At 72.9% G+C, this 18,082-nt stretch carries 13 protein-coding genes and 1 pseudogene; 11 read left to right on the forward strand and 3 right to left on the reverse strand.

The window, feature by feature from the left end; genetic code table 11:
• The first annotated feature begins 20 nt into the window (after positions 1–20).
• Positions 21–1,016: a LacI family DNA-binding transcriptional regulator gene (locus ACQUQD_RS03065; RefSeq protein ID WP_428950345.1), complete on the forward strand. Its 996-nt coding sequence runs from the start codon at positions 21–23 to the stop codon at positions 1,014–1,016.
• Positions 1,017–1,110: 94 nt separating this feature from the next.
• On the opposite strand, the gene ACQUQD_RS03070 is transcribed toward ACQUQD_RS03065, so the two are convergent.
• Both ACQUQD_RS03070 and ACQUQD_RS03075 read right to left on the reverse strand, forming a co-directional pair.
• Entirely contained in the window at positions 1,111–1,806 is a 696-nt protein-coding gene (locus tag ACQUQD_RS03070) for an RES family NAD+ phosphorylase (protein WP_428950346.1), read from the reverse strand.
• A gap of 4 nt (positions 1,807–1,810) precedes the next feature.
• On the reverse strand, positions 1,811–2,524 hold the full coding sequence (locus ACQUQD_RS03075) for a hypothetical protein (protein WP_428950347.1): 714 nt from the start codon (positions 2,522–2,524) through the stop codon (positions 1,811–1,813).
• A 204-nt stretch (positions 2,525–2,728) separates the two neighbouring features.
• Between ACQUQD_RS03075 and ACQUQD_RS03080 the strand changes: the two genes are divergently transcribed.
• The 9 genes and pseudogenes from ACQUQD_RS03080 to ACQUQD_RS03120 form a co-directional block, all read left to right on the forward strand.
• Entirely contained in the window at positions 2,729–4,033 is a 1,305-nt protein-coding gene (locus tag ACQUQD_RS03080) for a hypothetical protein (protein WP_428950348.1), read from the forward strand.
• The gene (locus tag ACQUQD_RS03085; RefSeq protein WP_428950349.1) at positions 4,023–6,137 is read left to right on the forward strand and encodes an AAA family ATPase; all 2,115 of its coding nucleotides are present in this window, start codon (positions 4,023–4,025) and stop codon (positions 6,135–6,137) included. Before ACQUQD_RS03080 ends, ACQUQD_RS03085 begins: the two co-directional genes overlap by 11 nt.
• On the forward strand, positions 6,134–6,814 hold the full coding sequence (locus ACQUQD_RS03090; protein ID WP_428950350.1) for a 4Fe-4S single cluster domain-containing protein: 681 nt from the start codon (positions 6,134–6,136) through the stop codon (positions 6,812–6,814). Before ACQUQD_RS03085 ends, ACQUQD_RS03090 begins: the two co-directional genes overlap by 4 nt.
• Positions 6,802–7,479, forward strand: a complete 678-nt coding sequence (locus ACQUQD_RS03095; protein ID WP_428950351.1) for an FHA domain-containing protein — start codon at positions 6,802–6,804, stop codon at positions 7,477–7,479. Before ACQUQD_RS03090 ends, ACQUQD_RS03095 begins: the two co-directional genes overlap by 13 nt.
• A gap of 97 nt (positions 7,480–7,576) precedes the next feature.
• The gene (locus ACQUQD_RS03100) at positions 7,577–10,735 is read left to right on the forward strand and encodes a protein kinase domain-containing protein (protein ID WP_428950352.1); all 3,159 of its coding nucleotides are present in this window, start codon (positions 7,577–7,579) and stop codon (positions 10,733–10,735) included.
• Entirely contained in the window at positions 10,732–13,500 is a 2,769-nt protein-coding gene (locus ACQUQD_RS03105) for a hypothetical protein (protein WP_428950353.1), read from the forward strand. Before ACQUQD_RS03100 ends, ACQUQD_RS03105 begins: the two co-directional genes overlap by 4 nt.
• A gap of 11 nt (positions 13,501–13,511) precedes the next feature.
• Positions 13,512–14,735 carry a CHAT domain-containing protein gene (locus ACQUQD_RS03110; RefSeq protein ID WP_428950354.1) on the forward strand — a complete coding sequence of 408 codons (1,224 nt, stop codon included), beginning with the start codon at positions 13,512–13,514 and terminating at the stop codon, positions 14,733–14,735.
• Positions 14,736–14,743: 8 nt separating this feature from the next.
• On the forward strand, positions 14,744–15,406 hold the full coding sequence (locus ACQUQD_RS03115) for a hypothetical protein (RefSeq protein WP_428950355.1): 663 nt from the start codon (positions 14,744–14,746) through the stop codon (positions 15,404–15,406).
• Between the two features lie 208 nt (positions 15,407–15,614).
• A pseudogene (locus tag ACQUQD_RS03120) lies at positions 15,615–15,958 on the forward strand (response regulator transcription factor); the annotation flags it as partial.
• A 154-nt stretch (positions 15,959–16,112) separates the two neighbouring features.
• Here ACQUQD_RS03120 and ACQUQD_RS03125 read toward each other — a convergent pair.
• Positions 16,113–17,036: an endo-beta-N-acetylglucosaminidase H gene (locus ACQUQD_RS03125; protein WP_428950356.1), complete on the reverse strand. Its 924-nt coding sequence runs from the start codon at positions 17,034–17,036 to the stop codon at positions 16,113–16,115.
• A 356-nt stretch (positions 17,037–17,392) separates the two neighbouring features.
• Here ACQUQD_RS03125 and ACQUQD_RS03130 point away from each other — a divergent pair, with 356 nt between their 5' ends.
• Positions 17,393–18,079, forward strand: coding sequence for a phosphatase PAP2 family protein (locus ACQUQD_RS03130; RefSeq protein ID WP_428950357.1), 687 nt, complete (start codon positions 17,393–17,395; stop codon positions 18,077–18,079).
• Positions 18,080–18,082 lie beyond the last annotated feature (3 nt).

Genomic DNA, 18,082 nt, shown 5'->3' on the forward strand with positions numbered 1-18,082 from the left:
CGTGCGGATACACTCCGCCCATGGCCCGCAAGCTCGCAGAAGTAGCCCGCCGAGTGGGCGTCAGTGAAGCAACCGTCAGTCGCGTCCTGAACGAGAAACCAGGAGTGTCGGACAGCACGCGACAAGCCGTCCTCACGGCACTCGACGTCCTGGGCTACGAGCGCCCCACGCACCTGCGTGCGGCACGGGCGCGTCTGGTCGGCATCGTCCTGCCCGAGCTGCAGAACCCCATATTCCCCGCGATAGCCGAGATCGCCGGCGGCGCCCTCGTCCAGCTCGGGTTCACGCCCGTCCTGTGCACCCGCACCGCCGGCGGTCTCACCGAGGCCGAGTACGTCTCCATGCTCCTCGACCAACAGGTCGCGGGTGTCATCTTCTGCGGTGGCCTGACCGAGGACGAACACCAGGCGCTGCTGCAGCGGAAGGTCCCTGTCGTCCTGCTCAACGCCGCGGTCGACTACCCCGGCTTCCCCAGCGTCAGCACCGACGACACCGCCGCCGTCCGCCAGGCCTTCGCCCACCTCACCGCCATGGGGCACACCGACATCGGTCTCATGGTCGGCCCCGGCCACCACATGCCGTCCCGCCGCAAGGTCGCCGCGTTCGAAGCCCTCACCGCGAACGCCCGGGGCAACCACCCGGTCGGCAACGCCCTGTTCTCCTTCGAGGGCGGCCAGGCCGTCGCCTCCGAACTGCTCTCCCAGGACATCACCGCACTGATCTGCGGCAGCGACGTCCTGGCCCTCGGCGCCATCCGGGCCGCCCGGCGCGTGGGCCTGCACGTCCCCGACGACCTGTCGATCGTCGGCTTCGACGACTCCGCCTTCATGAACTACACGGACCCGCCACTGACCACCCTGCGACAGCCGATCGAGGCCATGTCCCGGGCAGCCGTCACCCTCCTCGCCAACCAGATCTCCGGCGACAGCCCCATCCCGCACGAACTCCTGCACGAACCGGAACTCGTCGTCCGGCTCTCGACCGCTTCCCTCCTGCCTCGGCTGACCGGGGCCTAGATCGTGTCAAAGCGAGCCGAGTCAGAGGAACGCTAGAAGACCGGCCGGGGCCGCCTGCGGACAGCAGGTGTCCCACTGCTGACCAGCGGTTGTGTCACGCCTGGGACCGCTTGCGCGCGGCTTCGACCCGGATCCGCAACGGTTTCAGCAGCTCGTTCAGGTAGTCACGCCCTGCCGGGGAATCGAGGTCCACCGATGGATCGGCGGACGGCCGGAGCAGGTGCTGGCCGTTGTCATGGTGTCCGTACAGGGCGACGACCTCGCCGGAGAGCAGTCCGGAATCCTGGCGTGACGGCCAGCGCATGCCCACGGCCCAGGGGGCCTGGCCCCGGATCCAGGAACCCCAGCGGCGGGTGCGCGGATAGTCGGGAGCCGCTGCTTGGACGAGCCAGATGTCCTGATGGACCGCGGCCAGACCGGCATTGTCCGTCAGGTCGACCAGCGGCAGGTCGACGGCGGCGACGACCTTCGACAGCGCCCTGCCCCGCACACGGGGCTGCGTGATGCGCCGTCGGCCGTCCGCACGCGGCAGCAGGTCGCGGGCCAGGGTTTCGCAGACCGCCGTCAACGGGGTCAGCCCGGCGTAGAGGAAAGGCAGCGTGTCGGGGCTGAGCCCGTCGCGGATGTGACAGAAGCGCCCGCCGCCCCAGTGCAGGTCGGCCGGTACGCCCTTGAACTCGGTGGCCGCACGGTGCGCCGCGTGCACGCGCCACAGCTCGGTGCCGGCCGGGAGAACGTACCGGTGCGGCTCGGCCCGGACGGCGGGGGCGGGAATCATGACGTCGGGCACGTACTCACCACTCCGGGATCTCGGCTCGTGCGGCGGACAGCAGCGCATGGTCCACCCCGGTGCCCAGCAGGGTCGCGGGCGCGGCGCCCAACCACACATTGGCCCCCAGCCACCAGTCGGCGGCGCCCCAGGGATCCTCGTCGGCCGACAGGAGCCTGTTGATCTCGATGACGACCGGGTACGGAGCGCCCGACCGCTCGGCCAGCTGGAAGGCGGGGACCCGGTCCACCTCGTTCTCGTCGGTCAGCACGATCAACTGGTCGGCCTGGCCCGGGGGAAGCTCCACCAAGGTGACGGGGAACGAGGGTGCCGCGAGGATCCAGGCGTCGTCGGCGTCGGGACGGTACGCGGGTTCGGCCGCCGGCTCCACCGCGCTCATCTCGTACGGCAGGGCGACGCCGCCGGTCTCCAGGATTCCCGTCGCCAGCAGACGCGTCCTCAGTTTCCGGAAGGATTCGAGGAGTTGAGGGCGCTCCTGCGCGGTTCCCGACACCGGGTGGTAGCGCACGCCCGACGGGGTCAGGGCGTCGCGTACCGGGTGGCCGGGCGCGAGCAGCGGCTTGATGAGGTCGCGCAGTTCGTCCGCGGCGATCTCCGGGGCCGATTCCGCGTCCTCGACGATCTCGAGGAGCTCGGCGCGTCCGGCCGCGTCCAGCAGCCCGGACAGTTCCTCCCAGTTCTCCTCGATCGCTTCGATCGCGTCCGCCAGGAAGGGCACGTGGACACCTCCTCTCGCCGTCGTCGCCCGCACCGTAACAGCCGTGTCCGGGAGGGGTGTTGGGATTCCCGAAGCTCGGTCGCGGATGCGCCGTGTGAGGCATCATGGGCAGGAGGCAGCGCCCGAGGGAGTAGGTGCACGCCGTCAGCCGGCAGATGCGCGGAACCAGGGCCCTCCCGGTGCGACCGCGCCATAGGGGGGTCTGTGAGCAATTCCGCGGCCTATGAGTGGACCTACGTCGATCGCGAGGCGGAACGGCGCAGGGAGCTGCGTGCCCAACTGGCGCAGGAGACCGCTCGGTCGCGGAACCTGCGGGGGCAGGCCAGGTCTCTGCGTCGCGCGTACGGCACGGCCAAGGTCGACGTGCACATCGTCTCCGCGTCCGGTTCCGCCGACTCCACGGAGTTGGCCGCCGCCCTGGCGTCGGCCCGCGACATCAACGCGCGCGCGGAGTCCGAACTCAGCCGGGCCGCCGCCGACGTCTGGGCCACGTCGACCGACACGTCCGCCGACAGGAGCCGAGGGAGCCGGCGAACGGCTGCGCCCCGGCCCGCCACACGTCCGGCCGCCGCTCCCGCGGCCCGCGCCGCCGACGGGGAACACGCCTCGCGCGCGCGGGACGCCGCCGTGGCGCAGGCCGAGGCGCTGCTGAGCCGTGACGGCGCGTCCTGCGAGCCGGACGACCTGCCGGTGTTCGCCCGACGTCTTGAGGCGCTGCGTCAGGCGCGCGGCGCGGACGAGGCCCGGACGCTCTTCCACGATCTCGGCGTGCTCGTGCACAGGTCGACCCAGCGCCAGCGCGACGCGGCCCGGCGGTCTGCGGTGCGGGCGCGGCTGCTCGACCGTCTGGAGGATGCCGCGCCCGAGGACCGGGACCGGCTGTCGGCGGCGATCACCGAGTCGCCCGATCCGTCCCATCTGGAACGGGAGGTGGACTGGGCCGTGGCACAGGCGGAGACCGCCCGGCACCGCGCCACGGTCGCCGGCACCGTGATGGACGCGCTGCGCACGCGGGGGTACGCCGTCGGCGACGACTTCGCCGACCTGCTGACGGACGAGGGGAGCGTCGTCGTGCCGCTCGGCACGGCCGCCGACGGAGCGGACGGCGGGACCACCGCGTCCGACAACTACGGGGTGCGAGTGGCCCTGACGCCGGACCGGCCGGGCCTCAACACGGTACTGGTGGCCCGGACCGGCGCCACGGCCGAGGTGGACGATCAGGTCCAACGCTGGTTCTGCGACGAGCAGTTGCCCGGCATCGAGGACGCGGTGCGCCGACAGGGCGTCGAGCTGGCCCGGACGATGACGCTGCCGCCGGGCGTGCGCCCCACCGCGGTGCTGCCCGACGGTTCGTGGCCCGACGCGGAGAGCTCCCCCGACGACGCGGCGGAGGGCACGGAGGAGACGGCCTCGGCGAACGCGTCGGCCCAGCCGAAGCAGCGCCCCAAGAAGAAGCGGAAGACCCCGCGGTCCGCGGCATACGGGCAGGAGCAGTGGCGTGAACGCTGAGACCGCAGGGATGTTCGGGAAGGAGCGCGGGTCGTCCGCACCTGAGGCCCCGGCTCTGGCGCCCGCCTGGATCCGCGAGCTGGACATGGCCCTGACCGTCTATCCGCAGATCCTGCTGACCGGCAACGTCCGCGATGTGTTCCTCCTGCCCGAGGAGGGCGAAGGCGGCGTGGCGGCACCCGAACCGGACGGGCCGCCCACCCCGTACAGCCTGGAGGAGGTCGTCGAGTCGCTGTGCCGCACCCGGGGATACGGCGCCCTGGCCCGGCAGAGCCTGGTCGACGACCGGGTGCTCGCCTGGCGGCTGACCAACGATCCGTTCGCCTTCCCGCCCGCGCTGCGCCGCATGGCCGAGGAGGACGCCCGCACCGATCACGAACGCGAGGCGCGGGAGCGCGAGGAGCACAACGGCGCGGCCGATACCGACGATGCGGACGACGGCGACGACGTCGAGGCGGGCATCGCACGTATCCGGGAGATCATGATCGGCACGGTCCGGCACACGGGGCCCGCGATCGGCCTGATCATCCCGTACACGGCCCGCCTGGGGTCGCCGCGCGGCCCGGTCGCCGGTGAGGCCGCGCGGCTGCTGGCCACGGTCGAGGAGCTGGGCCACACGGCGCGGCCGGTGCGCGGCACCGGGGGCGTGACTCCGTACAACACCATCTTCTGGGTGGTCGAGAAGCAGGAGGAACTGCCGCTCGAATTCGCCATCGGCAGCCGGGCGTTGCGCGTGATCAGTGTGCCCGAGCCGCCGCACGACCAGCGCCGCGCGGCCGGCCGGTTCGTCGTCGAGCGGCTGGCCGGACGCAGGACGGCGAAGGACGGCACGGCGGTCGCACCGGCGACGCGGGAGGAGCGGGACCAGGCGGCCGAGGCGCTGACCCGGTCCTCGCACGGGATGGGAGTAGGCGAGATCCTGGCCGTCGGCCGCATGGCCGCCGACCGGGGACTGCCGCTCGCCCGCCTCGACGAAGCCGCCAGGCTGTACCGGGTGGGGGTGCTCGACAACCCGTGGGCGACCCAGGCCGTGCGCGAGAACATCCTCAACGGCGAGGCGTATCTCAACGCCGAGGTCATCGGCCAGCCGCACGCGGTACGGCGGACCATCGAGATCTTCATGCGCTCGGCGGCCGGGCTCACCGGCGCCCAGTCGTCGAGTTCGCCCAGCCGGCCCCGCGGCACCCTCTTCCTGTCCGGGCCCACCGGTGTCGGCAAGACCGAACTCGCCAAGGGCGTCGCCAAGATGATCCTCGGTGAGGACGCCCGGCCGATCCGGTTCGACATGAGCGAGTTCGCCGAGGAGCACGCCAGGGACCGGCTGATCGGCGCGCCGCCCGGCTTCGTCGGACACAGCGCGGGCGGCGAACTGACCAACGCCGTGCGCGCGCACCCGATGAGCGTGCTGCTCTTCGACGAGATCGACAAGGCCCACCCGCGGCTGTTCGACCTGTTCCTGCAGATCCTGGAGGACGGTCGGCTCACCGACGGGCAGGGGGCCACGGTGCACTTCACCGAATGCGTGCTGATCTTCACGTCGAACCTGGGCGTGTCCGCGGAGGTGATCCGGCCGAAGAACCGTCGGGATGCGAAAGCGGGCGGCGGCGACGGCAGCGGGGACGGTCCGGAGGACCCCGGGAAGGAGAAGGCCGGGCAGGCGCCCCGGCTCAGCCGGCACGACAAGCCGGAGGACGTCCGCGAGGCGCTGCGCGCGGCTTTCGACACCTTCTTCAACGATCACATCGGCCGGCCCGAACTGCGCAACCGGTTCGGCGACAGTTTCGTCGCCATGGACTTCATCCAGCCCGACTCGGTACCGCCGATCCTCAACAAGGCGCTGGCCTCCGTGACCGCCCGGATCAAAGAGGTGCACGGCGCGGACCTCACGGTGGCCGACGACCCGTGGGAGGTCCTGCGGGTGGAGGCCACGCGGCGTCTCGACCACGGCGGCCGCGGAGTGGTGACGGCCGTCGAGTCCGCGCTGGTCAATCCGCTGTCGCGCGAGCTGTTCCACCAGCCGGCCCGGCCCGGCGACCGGCTCGAGGTGGAGGCGGTGGACGGCGAGGGTGACGCGTACGCGGTGAAGGTACGGCGAGGGACATGAGGGACGCACCGGCGGTGCCGACGCTGCGGGTGTCGCAGGTGCTCGGTCCGATCACCGCGCTGGGCCCGGGGCGACGCCTGGGGCTGTGGGTACAGGGCTGTCCCCTCGCCTGCGCGGGCTGTATGTCCCGGCACACCTGGGACCCCGGCGGTGGCCACGACGTCACCGTGGAGCGGCTGGCGCGCGTCTGGCAGCGCGCTCTGGCCGACGGTTACGACGGGCTGACGGTGAGCGGCGGTGAGCCTCTGGAGCAGCCGGAGGCGCTGGGCGCGCTGCTGGACACGGCGGACCGGGTGCGTCGCGACGTGGGCCGGGCCGAGGCCGACCTGCTCGTGTACACGGGATGGGAGGAGACCGAGATCGCCGCCTCGCCGTCGGCCGTGCTCGCGCTCCGGCACGCGGACGCCGTCGTCACCGGTCGGTACCGCGCGGGCGAGCCGACGCGTCTGGTGTGGCGCGGCTCGGCCAACCAGCGGCTGACGCCGCGCACCGCACGGGGCCGACGCCGTTACGGACCCCATCTCGAGCGACGCACCGACCATCCCGAACTGCAGATACAGGTCACGGAGGATGCCGTGCACATCATCGGCGTACCCAGGCCAGGTGAACTGAGCTCACTGGAACGCGACTTGACCACTCAGGGCCTGACCTTCCGGGAGAACACATGGCGACCGTGACCACCCGCTATCGCTGCCCGGTGACGCCCGACGACTGTCCGACGTCACCGCGCCGCGGCTACTGCCGGATCCACGAGTGGGAGCAACTCGTGCCTGAGCGGCAGTATCTGACGGTCGATGAGGAGGGCGACCGGCAGGGCGCCGCGACGTCCGGGCCGGGCTCCGAGCGCGACGCTCCGAGCCGAGGAGCCGACGCACCCGGCCGGGAGTCCCGGCCCGCCGGACCGGGGTCCGTCCCCCCGCAGCCCGACAGCCGTCCCGGTGCTCCCGCGCCCGCCACGCGCCTGCAGTCGGCGACGGGCCGGGCTACCGGGTCCGTCCCGGCCGCCCCGAGTCTCGCCCTCCTGGTGGCCGAGGTCCTCGTCCCCGTACGCGCCGCGGAGCGCGGGCCCACCCCGCTCGGGCGGGACTCCCCCGACTGCGCCCATGTGCCGGGACTGGCCGCGCTGGACCAGGTGTCCCGGGTCCACGCCGAGGTGTACTGGGACGCGGGCCGGCTCTATCTCGCCGACAGGGGCTCGTCCAACGGCACGTTCGTCGACGGCGAGCGCCTCACCCGCCCCGTCCAGCTGTGGCCCGGCACCCACCGCGTCCAACTGGCGCAGCCCCCGGAGGCCGTGGACATCAGCCTCGTCGAGCTCGACGAGTTCGGCTTGCCCCGCTGAGCCGTACGACGCCCTGTGGCGCTCACCGGCCGAACCGACGCCTTTCGCAAGAAGTCCTGTAGTACGCGCAGGACTTGGAAACCTTCGAGGACCCCTCATGGCCGACGACTCCGACGAGACACCGGCGCACCCCGCCGGCCCGCCCCGCAAGCAGCCCAGCCCGCCGACCCGCAGACAGCCGAGCCCGCGGACCCGCAAGCAGCGGCCCTCCGCCGCTCCCCCGAGCCCGCCGACACGCCTGCAGCGCGGCGCCCGGCCCGCCGACGACGCACAGCCGGAGCAGACCCGGCGCCAGGACGACCCGGCAGCGGTTCCCAGCCCCCGCACCCGCCTGCAGAATCCCGAGGCTCCCACCCGCGCCGGCCGGCCCGGCACCGATCCGCCCACGCGCCGTGAGACGGCAAACGCCGCCCGGTCCGACTTCCCCCAGGGCCTGCTCGACCGGTACGAGCCCCACAACGTCGCCGGTGTCGGCAGCGAGGGCACCGTCTGGCACGTGCGACGCCTCGCCGACGGCACCGACGCCGCGGTGAAGGTCGCGCACCCGGGCCAGTCCATGGACCTGGACACGCTGGAACACCTGGCGACCCCCGATTTCCGCCGCCACGTGCCCCGGATCCACGAGTTCGGGGAGGTCGCGGTCGGACCCGTCGTATGCGGCTGGGTCGCGATGGAGTATCTGCCGACCACGTTCGAGGACCACCTCACCCGGCGGCTGCGGGACGGGAAACCGCGCGAGAACCGGGCGCACACGGAACGGACGGTGCGCGAGCTCACCGACCTGCTCGACTTCTGGCAGTCCCGGATCGACCGGAACCCCCTCGACCTGAAACCTGCGAACATCCTCGTCCGGCAGCGCCGGGGCGGTGGCGGGGACCGGTCCCAGTTCGTCGTCGCGGACTTCGGCGGAGTCGCCCGGTTCACCGCCAGCCAGAGCTACCACGACTTCCAGATCACGGCCCTGTACATGGCGCCCGAGCAGATCGTCAACCAGAACCTCAAGGCCACCCCGTGGTGGACTGTCGGCCTCGTCCTCTACCAGGTGTTCACCGGCCGCCCGCTCTACGTCCTCGGCGACGACGCCCGGATCACCGACGAGGCCTGGACCAGGAAGCTGATCGTCAACCACGAGGTCGACCTGACGGCCGTCACGGACGCCCGGCAGAACCTGCTGCTCCAGGGCCTGCTCACCAAGGACCCCGACGACCGCTGGACCGCGGCCGAGGTCCGCCGCTGGCTCCGGGGCGAGAACCCGCCCGTGATCCGGCCCGACGCTCCCGACACCGCACCGGGCGCCCGCCACGCCAACCGGCCCATCACCTTCCGTGGCACCGCGCACCACGAGGCGGAGAGCCTGGCCGCCGCCATGGCGCAGCACTCCACGGAGGCCGCGGACTGGCTGGCGGGCCCGGACGGGTCCCGGCTCGCCACCTGGCTGCGCGACGAACTGGAGGACACCTCCTTCGACAGCGGCCAGTTGCTCGGACTCGGCCGCGGTCCGGACAAGGCGACGCGGGCCGCCGTGGCGGCGCTCTCCTTCGTCGCGGTCTTCGCTCCCTCGGCCACCCCGCAGTACCGGGGCCGGCGCGTGGACGCCGAGGGCATCGCCCGCATCGCCCAGGGGCAGGGCGCGGTCGCGTTCCTCGACGAGCTGCTCAAGGCGAACGTGCCGATCATCGCGGCCGGTTTCGACTGCGCCCATCCCGATTGCGGCGAGCGGCGCTGCGCGGTGCTGCTCGCTCTCGCCGACGAACTGCCCCGCACCATCGAGGACGTACGCTCCCGGGCCCGGTCCGTGGGTCGGCGCGGGGGCGGCGACGGCCGTCTCGACCAGCGCGAGAGAGAGGCCGCGTACGGGCTGGCCGCCGCGCTGATCGTGGACCCGGGGCGGCGCGGCCAGGCGCTCCTGCCGCTGACCGGACTGCCTCGTCCGCTCGCCGTGCTGCTCGCGAGGGCACCGGCGGTCGTCCTCGCCGTCCTGGTCCGGCTGGGCGCGCTGCGGCACCGTGCGGGCGCCGCGCTGCGCCGTGGTTCCGAGGACGCCGGGTTCCGGCGCGGCTGGGCGGATCTCCTGCGCCGGGCGGCGGGCGGTGACACGCGGACGGTACCGGGACGGGCCGCCCTCGTCGCCGCGGCCGTGCTGCTGCCGCGGGCGCTGCGCGCCGATGCCATCGGGCAGGACCACGACGTCACGTTCGCCGAGTGGTGGAGCGGCGCCCGGGGGCCGCTGGTCCGACGGCTGTTCGCCGCCGCCGCGCTGTTCACGATGTTCCTGCTGCTGATCTGGTCGGGCGCGATGCTCCGGTTCGTCTCGGACTCCGGGCTCGGCTGGGACGCGATGGACCCGTCCGACCGGCTGACCGCGCCCCTCGCGCGCGCCGCCGACGCCGCGTGCGCGGCCCAGACCGGGTTGTGCGCGGTGGCCCTCGCCTTCGCCGTGGCCTTCGCGGTGGCTCCGGCGCGGTTGTCCCTGCGACCGCTGCTGGCCGGTGCGGCGTTGACCGGGTACCTCGGGCACGCGCTCCCGGACCTGCCGCCCCTCGACGTGCTGCGGGCCCCGGACTGGCTGACCGAGTTCCTGCGCCCCCTGTTGGGCGGCTGGCGCAGCTGGAACGCCGTCGTGGCGCTGGTGATCGTCCCGTTGGTCTGTGTCGTGCTCCTGCGCCTCGCCCGCGGCCGGCTGGCCGAGGCCCGTGCCGCGGAGGAGCAGCAGGCCGGCCTGCGGCGACAGCGGACCGAGCAGCGGCGCGCCCGCGCCGGCCTGGCCCGGCACCCTTACCAGGACCCGAGCCGCTGGCGCACCGGGCAGCTCGGCACCCGGGACCGTGTGCTGTTCGCCCTGGCCTGCCTGCTGACGCTGGTCACCCTGCTGTGGGCCGCCGTCGAGGTGCGGGTCGCGCTCACCGGGGAACACCGGACGCTCGCGTCGTGGGGAACGGGGCAGGAAGGCGCCTCCTACCAGTCGCAGTACGTGCTGGTCTGCGCGGCGGCGTGTGCGCTGGCCGCCCTGCTGTCTCCGGAAGGAGCGCGGCGGCTGCTCGGCGTCTGCGTCGTCGTGGTGGCCGCGCTCGGCCTGTGGCCACCGCCGGTCGAACCCGCGGAGGCGGTCAGCCGGCCGATCCTCTCCGGCCTGTTCGCGGACTTCGCCGGGACCTGGGGGCATGCGGCGTTCTGGTCGGCCCTGCTGCTGGCCCTGCCGCTGTGTCTGTACGCGGGCACCTTCGCCGTGCGCCGCACGCGGCGCGCCGCGCGATGACCGCCCCCACCGCGGCGGCCGGCCCGCCCGACCTCGCGCCCGGGGCGGGACCGGCCGAACTCCTCGACCACGCGGAGCAGTTGCTCGAACTCCACGACGCGCAGGACCGGCCCGAGGAGGCGGGGGTCTCCTGGCGCTCCTCCCGCGACGCGCTGCTGCGCGCCGACGGACTGCTGGTGGGGCAGGGCGGCGCCGTCGACCCGGCGGAGTTGGCCCGGTGCCGGTTCCTGCTGGGTCTCACCCTGTCGGTGGGCTACTGGCAGGCCGTCGGGGGCAACGCGGACGCGTACGAGGTGCACGACCCGCCACAGACGCGCGAGACGGCGATCCCGCTGCTGGCCGAGGCCCGGGCGACGCTGCACCCGGACGATCCGGAGTACGCCACGGCCTGTGTCCGCGTCGGTCTGCTGCTCCACTCCCGGTACGAGGACGCCCGTGCCGCCGAGGACGACGCGGCGACGGAGCCGTCCCCGCCCGCGGACCGGGTGACGGGGCCCGACGCGTCCGACCTCGTCGAGGCCCTCGCCGCCTTCGACGACGGCGTGCCCCGGCTCGACGAGGAGCCGCACCCCGGACTGATCGTGGCGTACGGCTGTGCGCTGGCCGACCGGTACGACCTCGACGCGGATCCCGAGGACATGCGGCGGGCGCGGGCCGCGCTGGAGTCGGTCCTCGACGGGCTCCGCCCGGTCGGCTGGGTGCCCGCCGAGGACGGGGCGGGCTCGTGGGCCGACGAGGCGGACGACCTGGAGACCGAGGCCAGGGTCCGGCTGATCCGGCTCCTCGACCCGGCTGCGGACACCGCCGACGGCGCGTCGGCCGTCGCGCACCTGGAGCTGCTCGCCGCGACCCTCCCGCACGAGCACCATGCGCGGATCTTCGCCGCCGCGCACCTGGTCGACGTCTACCGGGAGCGCGGCGACGGCCGCGTCAGCCCCGCGGACCGTCCGGCGTACCTGGCGAGCCTGCGCGATCTGTCCCGCCTGGTGGATCCGCAGAGCCCGTACCGGGCCCAGGCGACGGCGATGCTGGGCGCCGCGCTCGCGGAACGGGACGAGTCCGCCGGGCCCGGCTCCCTGCCGACACCGGAGAACGAGCAGGCCGTCGGGCTGTTGCGTGAGGCCCTCGACGACCTGGCCGAGGACGACGGGCTGCGTCCGACGAGCCACGCCCTGCTGGGCTGTCTGCTCAACTCCCTGCGCGAGCACCATCCCGCGCGCTACGACAACGACGAGGCCCTGCATCATCTGGAGCGGGCCGTCGAGCTGATTCCGGCGGACGATCCGATGCGCAGCGATCTGCTCAATCAGCTCGCGCACGCCAGGATCGTCCGCAGCGACCAGGGCCACGTCGACCTGGAGGGGGTCGACCGCACGATCGCGCTGCTCAACGAGTCGATGCGGGTACCGTCGCAAACGCCCGGCTTCGGCTCGCAGTCGCACGGGGCGTACGCCGCCGCGCTCAGCCAGCGTCATGCGCTGTCCCATTCGTCGGACGACCTGGACGAGGCGATCCGGCATCTGACGGCGGCGTACCGGCAGACCGCCGTCGACGACGTGAACCGGATCGTGTACCTGCAGAACCTGTCCATCAGCCTCTACCAGCGCTACCAGGAGGGCGGTGATCTCCAGGACCTGCAGACCGCGGCCCGCTACATCCAGGAGGTCAACGCCGTCGTCGCCGGCGGCGACCGGGCCGGTTTCGCCGATCTGCACCTGGTCGGGCAGGATCTGCCGTATCTCGAACACGGCCTGGTCCAGATGCAGTTCATGCTGGCCTCGGCCTCCCGGTCCCGCTCCGGGATGGCGGCCGCGGTCGAGGCCATGCGCCGACTGCAGACGTCCGTGCCCGAGGACGACCCGGGTCGCCTGGAGCTCGACGCGGACCTCGGACTGATGCTGCTGCTGTACTCCTTCTTCGGCGGCACGCCGCGCGACCGCGTGGACGGGCTCGCCCTCATGGCGGAGAGCGTGGAGGCGATGCCCGGGCAACACCCGCAGCGGCCACGTCTGTTGCTCCGCACGTCGGCCGCGCTGCTGATGACCTCGTTCGCGCCGTACAACAAGCGGGGCGTCGAGGCGGCGGAGAAGCTCGTGCGGGAGACCCTCGCCGCGGTGGAGCCGGACAGTCCCGAGGGGTTGCGCGCCACCACGCTGCACGCGGTCCTGTGCCACGCCCGGTTCGCCCACGGTCGGGCGCCCGCGGACGCCGACCGGGCCGTCGAGCTGGCGCGCGCCGCGCGGGAACGGATCGCGGACCGCCCGCCGTCCCCGCTGGCGACGCTGCTCGCCCAGGTGCTCTCCGATGTCCTGCGGGCCCGTTCGGGTCCCGGCGACGACGAGGCGGCGCGGCGCACGGGGGTCGCCGGGCTGCGCGAGGCGGCCACCGTCGTCCTGCTCCAGGCCTCCGCCGAACCGGCGCTGCAGATGGCCCGCACGGCGTCCGAACGGGCCCTGACCATCGCCCGCTGGTGTCTGGCGGACGGCGATCTGCCCGGCGCGGTCGAGGCGTTGGAGCTGGGGCGCGGCCAGGTGCTGCACGCCTCCACCACCACCTCCGACGTGCCCGCCTGCTGCGGGAGGCGGGCCGGGCGGATCTGGCCGAGGAGTGGGAGGGCGGCGGCCGGGCACCGACGCCGAACGACCTGGGGAGCCTGCTGGCCGGGGCCGGCTCGCTGCTGGGCGCCCTCGACGAGGGGGCCGAGCTGCCGCTCCCGGACGACCTGCGGCAGCGGACGCTCGCCGCGCTCGCCAAGTCGCGGGTGAACACCGCGTTGATGTCGCCGCCCACGGCCGAGGAGATCGCCGCCGCGCTGCACCGGGCCGGCGCGCACGCGCTGGTGTATCTGCTGCCGCCCGGTGGCGGGAGCGCGGGCCGGGCGGTCGTCGTCACGCACGATGCCCGCGTCGGCACTGTCGACCTCGGCCTGGTGCGGCGCGAGTCCCTCGATGTCCTGGCGACGTACCAGGAGGCCCACCGGCACCGTCAGGCCACGCTGGACCGGGACGCGTCCCCGGCCGAACGGAAGACGGCGCACGCACGCTGGCACGGCGCCCTGGAGGAGCTGTGCGACTGGGCGGGCACGGTGGTGATGGCCCCGCTCGTGCGCTCCCCGCTGATCAGGGAGGCGGGACCCGAACCCCATCTGATCCTGGTGCCGTTCGGCGATCTCGGCGGCGTCCCCTGGCACGCGGCCCTGCTGAGCAGCGGACTGCGGCACGGCGGCCCGCCGGTCCGGGCCGTCCACCGTCTCGCCCTCTCCTACGCCGCCTCCTCACGCCAGTTGCTGGAGGTGCTCGGCCGTCCCCGGCTGCCGCTGGACGCCGGTCCGGTGATCGTGGGCAATCCGGACGGTTCCCTGCCCGGCGCCACCACCGAGGCGCGGCATCTGCACGCGGCGCTCTATCCGCGCGGCAGACTGCTCGGCAAGGTGCGCCGCGCGGCCGGGCGCGGTGTGCCCGCGGAAGTACTGGCCGCGCTGCCGGGTCGCACGGGGGCCGGGGCCTCCGTTCTCCACCTGGCCTGCCACGCGCGGCCGTCGGGGAACTCCCCACTGGACGCCTGCTTGCTGCTGGCCGCGCCCGAGGACGGTTCCGGTCTGCTGCCCGTCCACGAGATCCTCCGGCAGGCCCGCGGCCGCCCGGTCGGCGCCCCCGGCGGCCTGGTGGTCCTCGATGCCTGCGTCAGCGACCACGCCACCGGCGACTTCGACGAGGCCCTGACCCTGTCGACCGCCTTCCTCGCGGCGGGTGCCACCGGGGTCGTGGGCTCCCGCTGGGAGGTGCTCGACGGTCTCACCGGCCTCATGATGTACGTCTTCCACGACCGCCTGCGCAAAGGATCGCCGCCGGTCCATGCCCTTCGCGAGACCCAGCTGTGGTTGCTGGACCCCCACCGCGAGATCCCCGAGAACATGCCACGCGCGGTGACCGACATCCTGAACGACGGAGATCCGGCAGCGCTCGAACTATGGGCCGCGTTCTCCTGTCAGGGACTGTGACGCGTCAGGTGACGGAGGCAGTCCGTTGGCATCGACAGGCGTACTGGGGAGGCTGGATGGATTCGGCTACGGCAGGTCTGCTGGCGGCGGCGGTGGGTGTGGGAGGCACGCTGGCCTCGGCCTGGCTGGTCCAGCGCCGCGCGGACGCCACCCGCAGAGAGGAGTGGCGGCACCTCGAGCGCACGCGGATCGCCGACCTCGCGGCCCAGCAGCGAACGGTGATGGTGGAGGCCCGGAAGGCGGCTTACATCGCGTTCAATGCTGCCGCTCGGCACTACCTGGCGAGCCTGAACGATCACGTCCACGCGTTGCGCCTCGGCACGGAGACCCCGCAGACCTCGTTCGACGCCGTCGAAACGGCACGTGCGGAATACCGCCAGTGGTACGCCGAGGCACAGATGATCGTGCCGGACCAGGTGCTGGCACAGGTACGCACGGTCAACACCGGCATCGCTGCCGTCTACGGAATCCTCGCCCGCATCACGCGAGGGACAGCCCGTGAAGGCGAGGACATCGCCACCGCACAGTCCCGGATCAAGGAAAGCTGGCGGGCCCTGTCCCTGATGCGGGCGACCATGCGCGCGGACCTGAACGTGACAGCGCCTTCGTCCGACCCCCGGCATCCAGGACCGCCCCCACCCTCCGTACCCGGCAGCTCTACGCGCGGGTGAAGGCCACCCGGGGGGCATCCATGGGATGCGGCCGCACTGTCCAGGAAGTGCTGGAACGGCGTCCGCTTGAGCTTCACCACCGTGGACGCCGGCCGGCACGGCGAGCGCGGTCCATGAGAAGGCTCTCGTACTCGGGGTTCCAGCGCGCAGCTGTTCTGGATCCGGGAGTCGTCGCCGTGGGTGAGCGGGTCCGCCTTGCCGGCCCGGCCTCCTCACATCGGCCGCCGACCGGGACCTTGTCCCAGCATGCCGCGCCGCCTTGCGCGACGAGTCGTTCGTCTGCGCGGAGGCACACAGACCACGCTGGTGCGCAGTTATGTCGACCGTGTCCGGCGAGGCGACGACCTTCCCGATCGTGCCGTCACCGACCGTGAGGAAGAGGTCCTCAAGCTGGTCGCCGAGGGCCGCTCCTCCCAGGAGATCGGCGAGTTGCTCTTCATCAGCACGAAAACCGTGGAACGTCACCGGGCGAGCATCCTCCAGCGGCTCGGCATGCGTGACCGCACCGACCTGACGCGCTACGCGATCCGTACCGGCCTCATCGAACCCTGAACGGCAGACCGTGCGCCGGCCTCGGTCGCCGGTGGCCAAGACGCGCGGGCCGCGCCCCCGACATCGTTGTCGAAGGCGCGGCCTGCACAAGGCGCATCACTACGGCATGCGGCGAGCCCCGCGAGGGCACCGCGCGCCGGAGCGTGCGGTCGGATCACGGCGTGTAGACGGCGTCACTGCCGTACAGCTCCCTGGTGAACGCGGAGACATCGGCGCTGCGGTCGGAGCCGTCGAGGTTGTACGTCAGGTAGACGCCGTATCCCTCGCTGACGGTACGGCGGGCGAGGTCGGCGACCGTGCTCTGCGGGGTTCCGCCGATCTCGACGGCCGCCGGCGACAGCTGCGACTTGGGCAGGGCGATGCCGGGGACCTGCCAGCTGCCGTAGTACGGGTTCCAGGCGTAGTCGAACTTGGACGAGATGTCGACGCCGCCGTAGGAGAGGCGCGACGCGGCCGGGCCGATGTTGTAGAGGCTGATGATCTTGTCCGGCATGTTCGCGCGCAGCGCCGTCACCAGGTGCACGAACGAACTGTCGTTGGGCTGGCCGGTGCCGTTGTTGCCGTACTCGGCGTACTCGTCGTCGAAGTCGATGCCGTCGAGGCCGTACTTGGTGACGGTGTCCGACAGTTGCGTCGCGAACGCCGAAGCCGCCTGCTGGGACGGGAAGTTGGCGAAGCCCGCGCCCTGGTGGTTGCCGAGTACCGAGAGGACGACCTTGATGCCCTTCTGCTGCAACGGCCGTATCTCCGTGGCGGCGTTGTCGAGGACGCGCTGCACGTTCTCGTTGAAGGACAGATAGGCCGCCTTCGAGCCCGTGTCGTAGTTGATGTTCGCCGCGAAGATCACGGCGACGTCGAAGACGTTGCCGCCGCCATTGGCGAGGGTGTACTTGCCGACGTTCAGCATGCTGTTGTTGTTCACCTCGACGTACGCCACCGAGGTCGGCCCCTGTTTCGCGGGCGCGGGAGCGGGGGCCGCTGCCGCGCCGGCCGTGGCGGTCGTGCCGAAGGCGAGAGCTGCGACGGCCGAGAGCGCGAGCGCGGCCGTCCGCGCTCTGCGCCGTACCAGAGTGAACATCGTTGATCGGTCTCCCCTCGCATGGATCGGCGCCCGACCTGTTCGAAAGCGCCGAGTGAGCCCTCCGAGTTTTCCTCTCACGTGACCGAATTCCGAGAATCGTGCGCGAACCCTTCACGACTCCCACGCACCTCGCGCCACAACTACGGCCCGGGGTAGCAGAGTTGCCCCCATCCTCGCGAAGGTGTTTCGTCGCATCTCGTACGTTCTGGGACGCTACGCTGATCCCCAGGAACAGCTCTCCGTGGGACGGTCATGGCCGCTGGAGGGTGGTCGGACACACGGGGAGGGCTCGCATTGGAACGCCTGGCCGGAGCGGACAGCGAAGCCGCGGGTCGACCGGACGCGGTGAGCGTGTGACCGGCCGGCCGGCACCCGCGGTACTGCCCCCGACGCTGCGCTCGCGGCTCGGGCCGATCGCGGTGCTCGCCGCGCTGGTGGTCGTCGTGATCGGGGTCCTGTATGCCGGCCACACTCAGCCCGGCCGGGTGGACAGGTGGTTCGTCGATCCGACCGCGGACAGTGTGCAGCAGCCGTGGCGGAACATCGCTCTGGCCATCGACTTCTGGGGGGAGCCCGCCGGCGCGGCGATCCTGGTCGTGCCCGCCGCGGCGGCCTGCCTGCTGCTCAGGCGTCCCCGCGGGGCCGTGCTCCTCGTCGCCGGCGTCGGCCTGGCCGTGGCGACGACGACGCTGCTCAAGCCTCTGGTGGGGCGCACCATCCACGGCCCCGACAATCTGTCCTATCCGAGCGGGCACACCGCCTTCGCCACCGCGCTCGCCCTCGCGGTGGCGCTGCTCGCGACCGGCCGGCTCGGCCTCGGCAGGACGGCCGGCACGTCACTCGTGCTCGGCGCGGCGCTGGTGGCCGGCGCCGCGATGGGATGGGCGCAGGTCGCCCTGGGCGCGCACTACCCGACCGATGTCCTCGGCGGCTGGTGCACCGCGCTGGCGGTGGTACCGGCGACCGCATGGCTGATCGACCGGACGGCCGACCGGCGGGCAGACCGGTCGGCCGACGCCCCTCTGCCGGAGCGTCTCTGACGT

The sequence above is a fragment of the Streptomyces sp. cg35 genome, assembly GCF_050410835.1.
Lineage (GTDB): Bacteria > Actinomycetota > Actinomycetes > Streptomycetales > Streptomycetaceae > Streptomyces.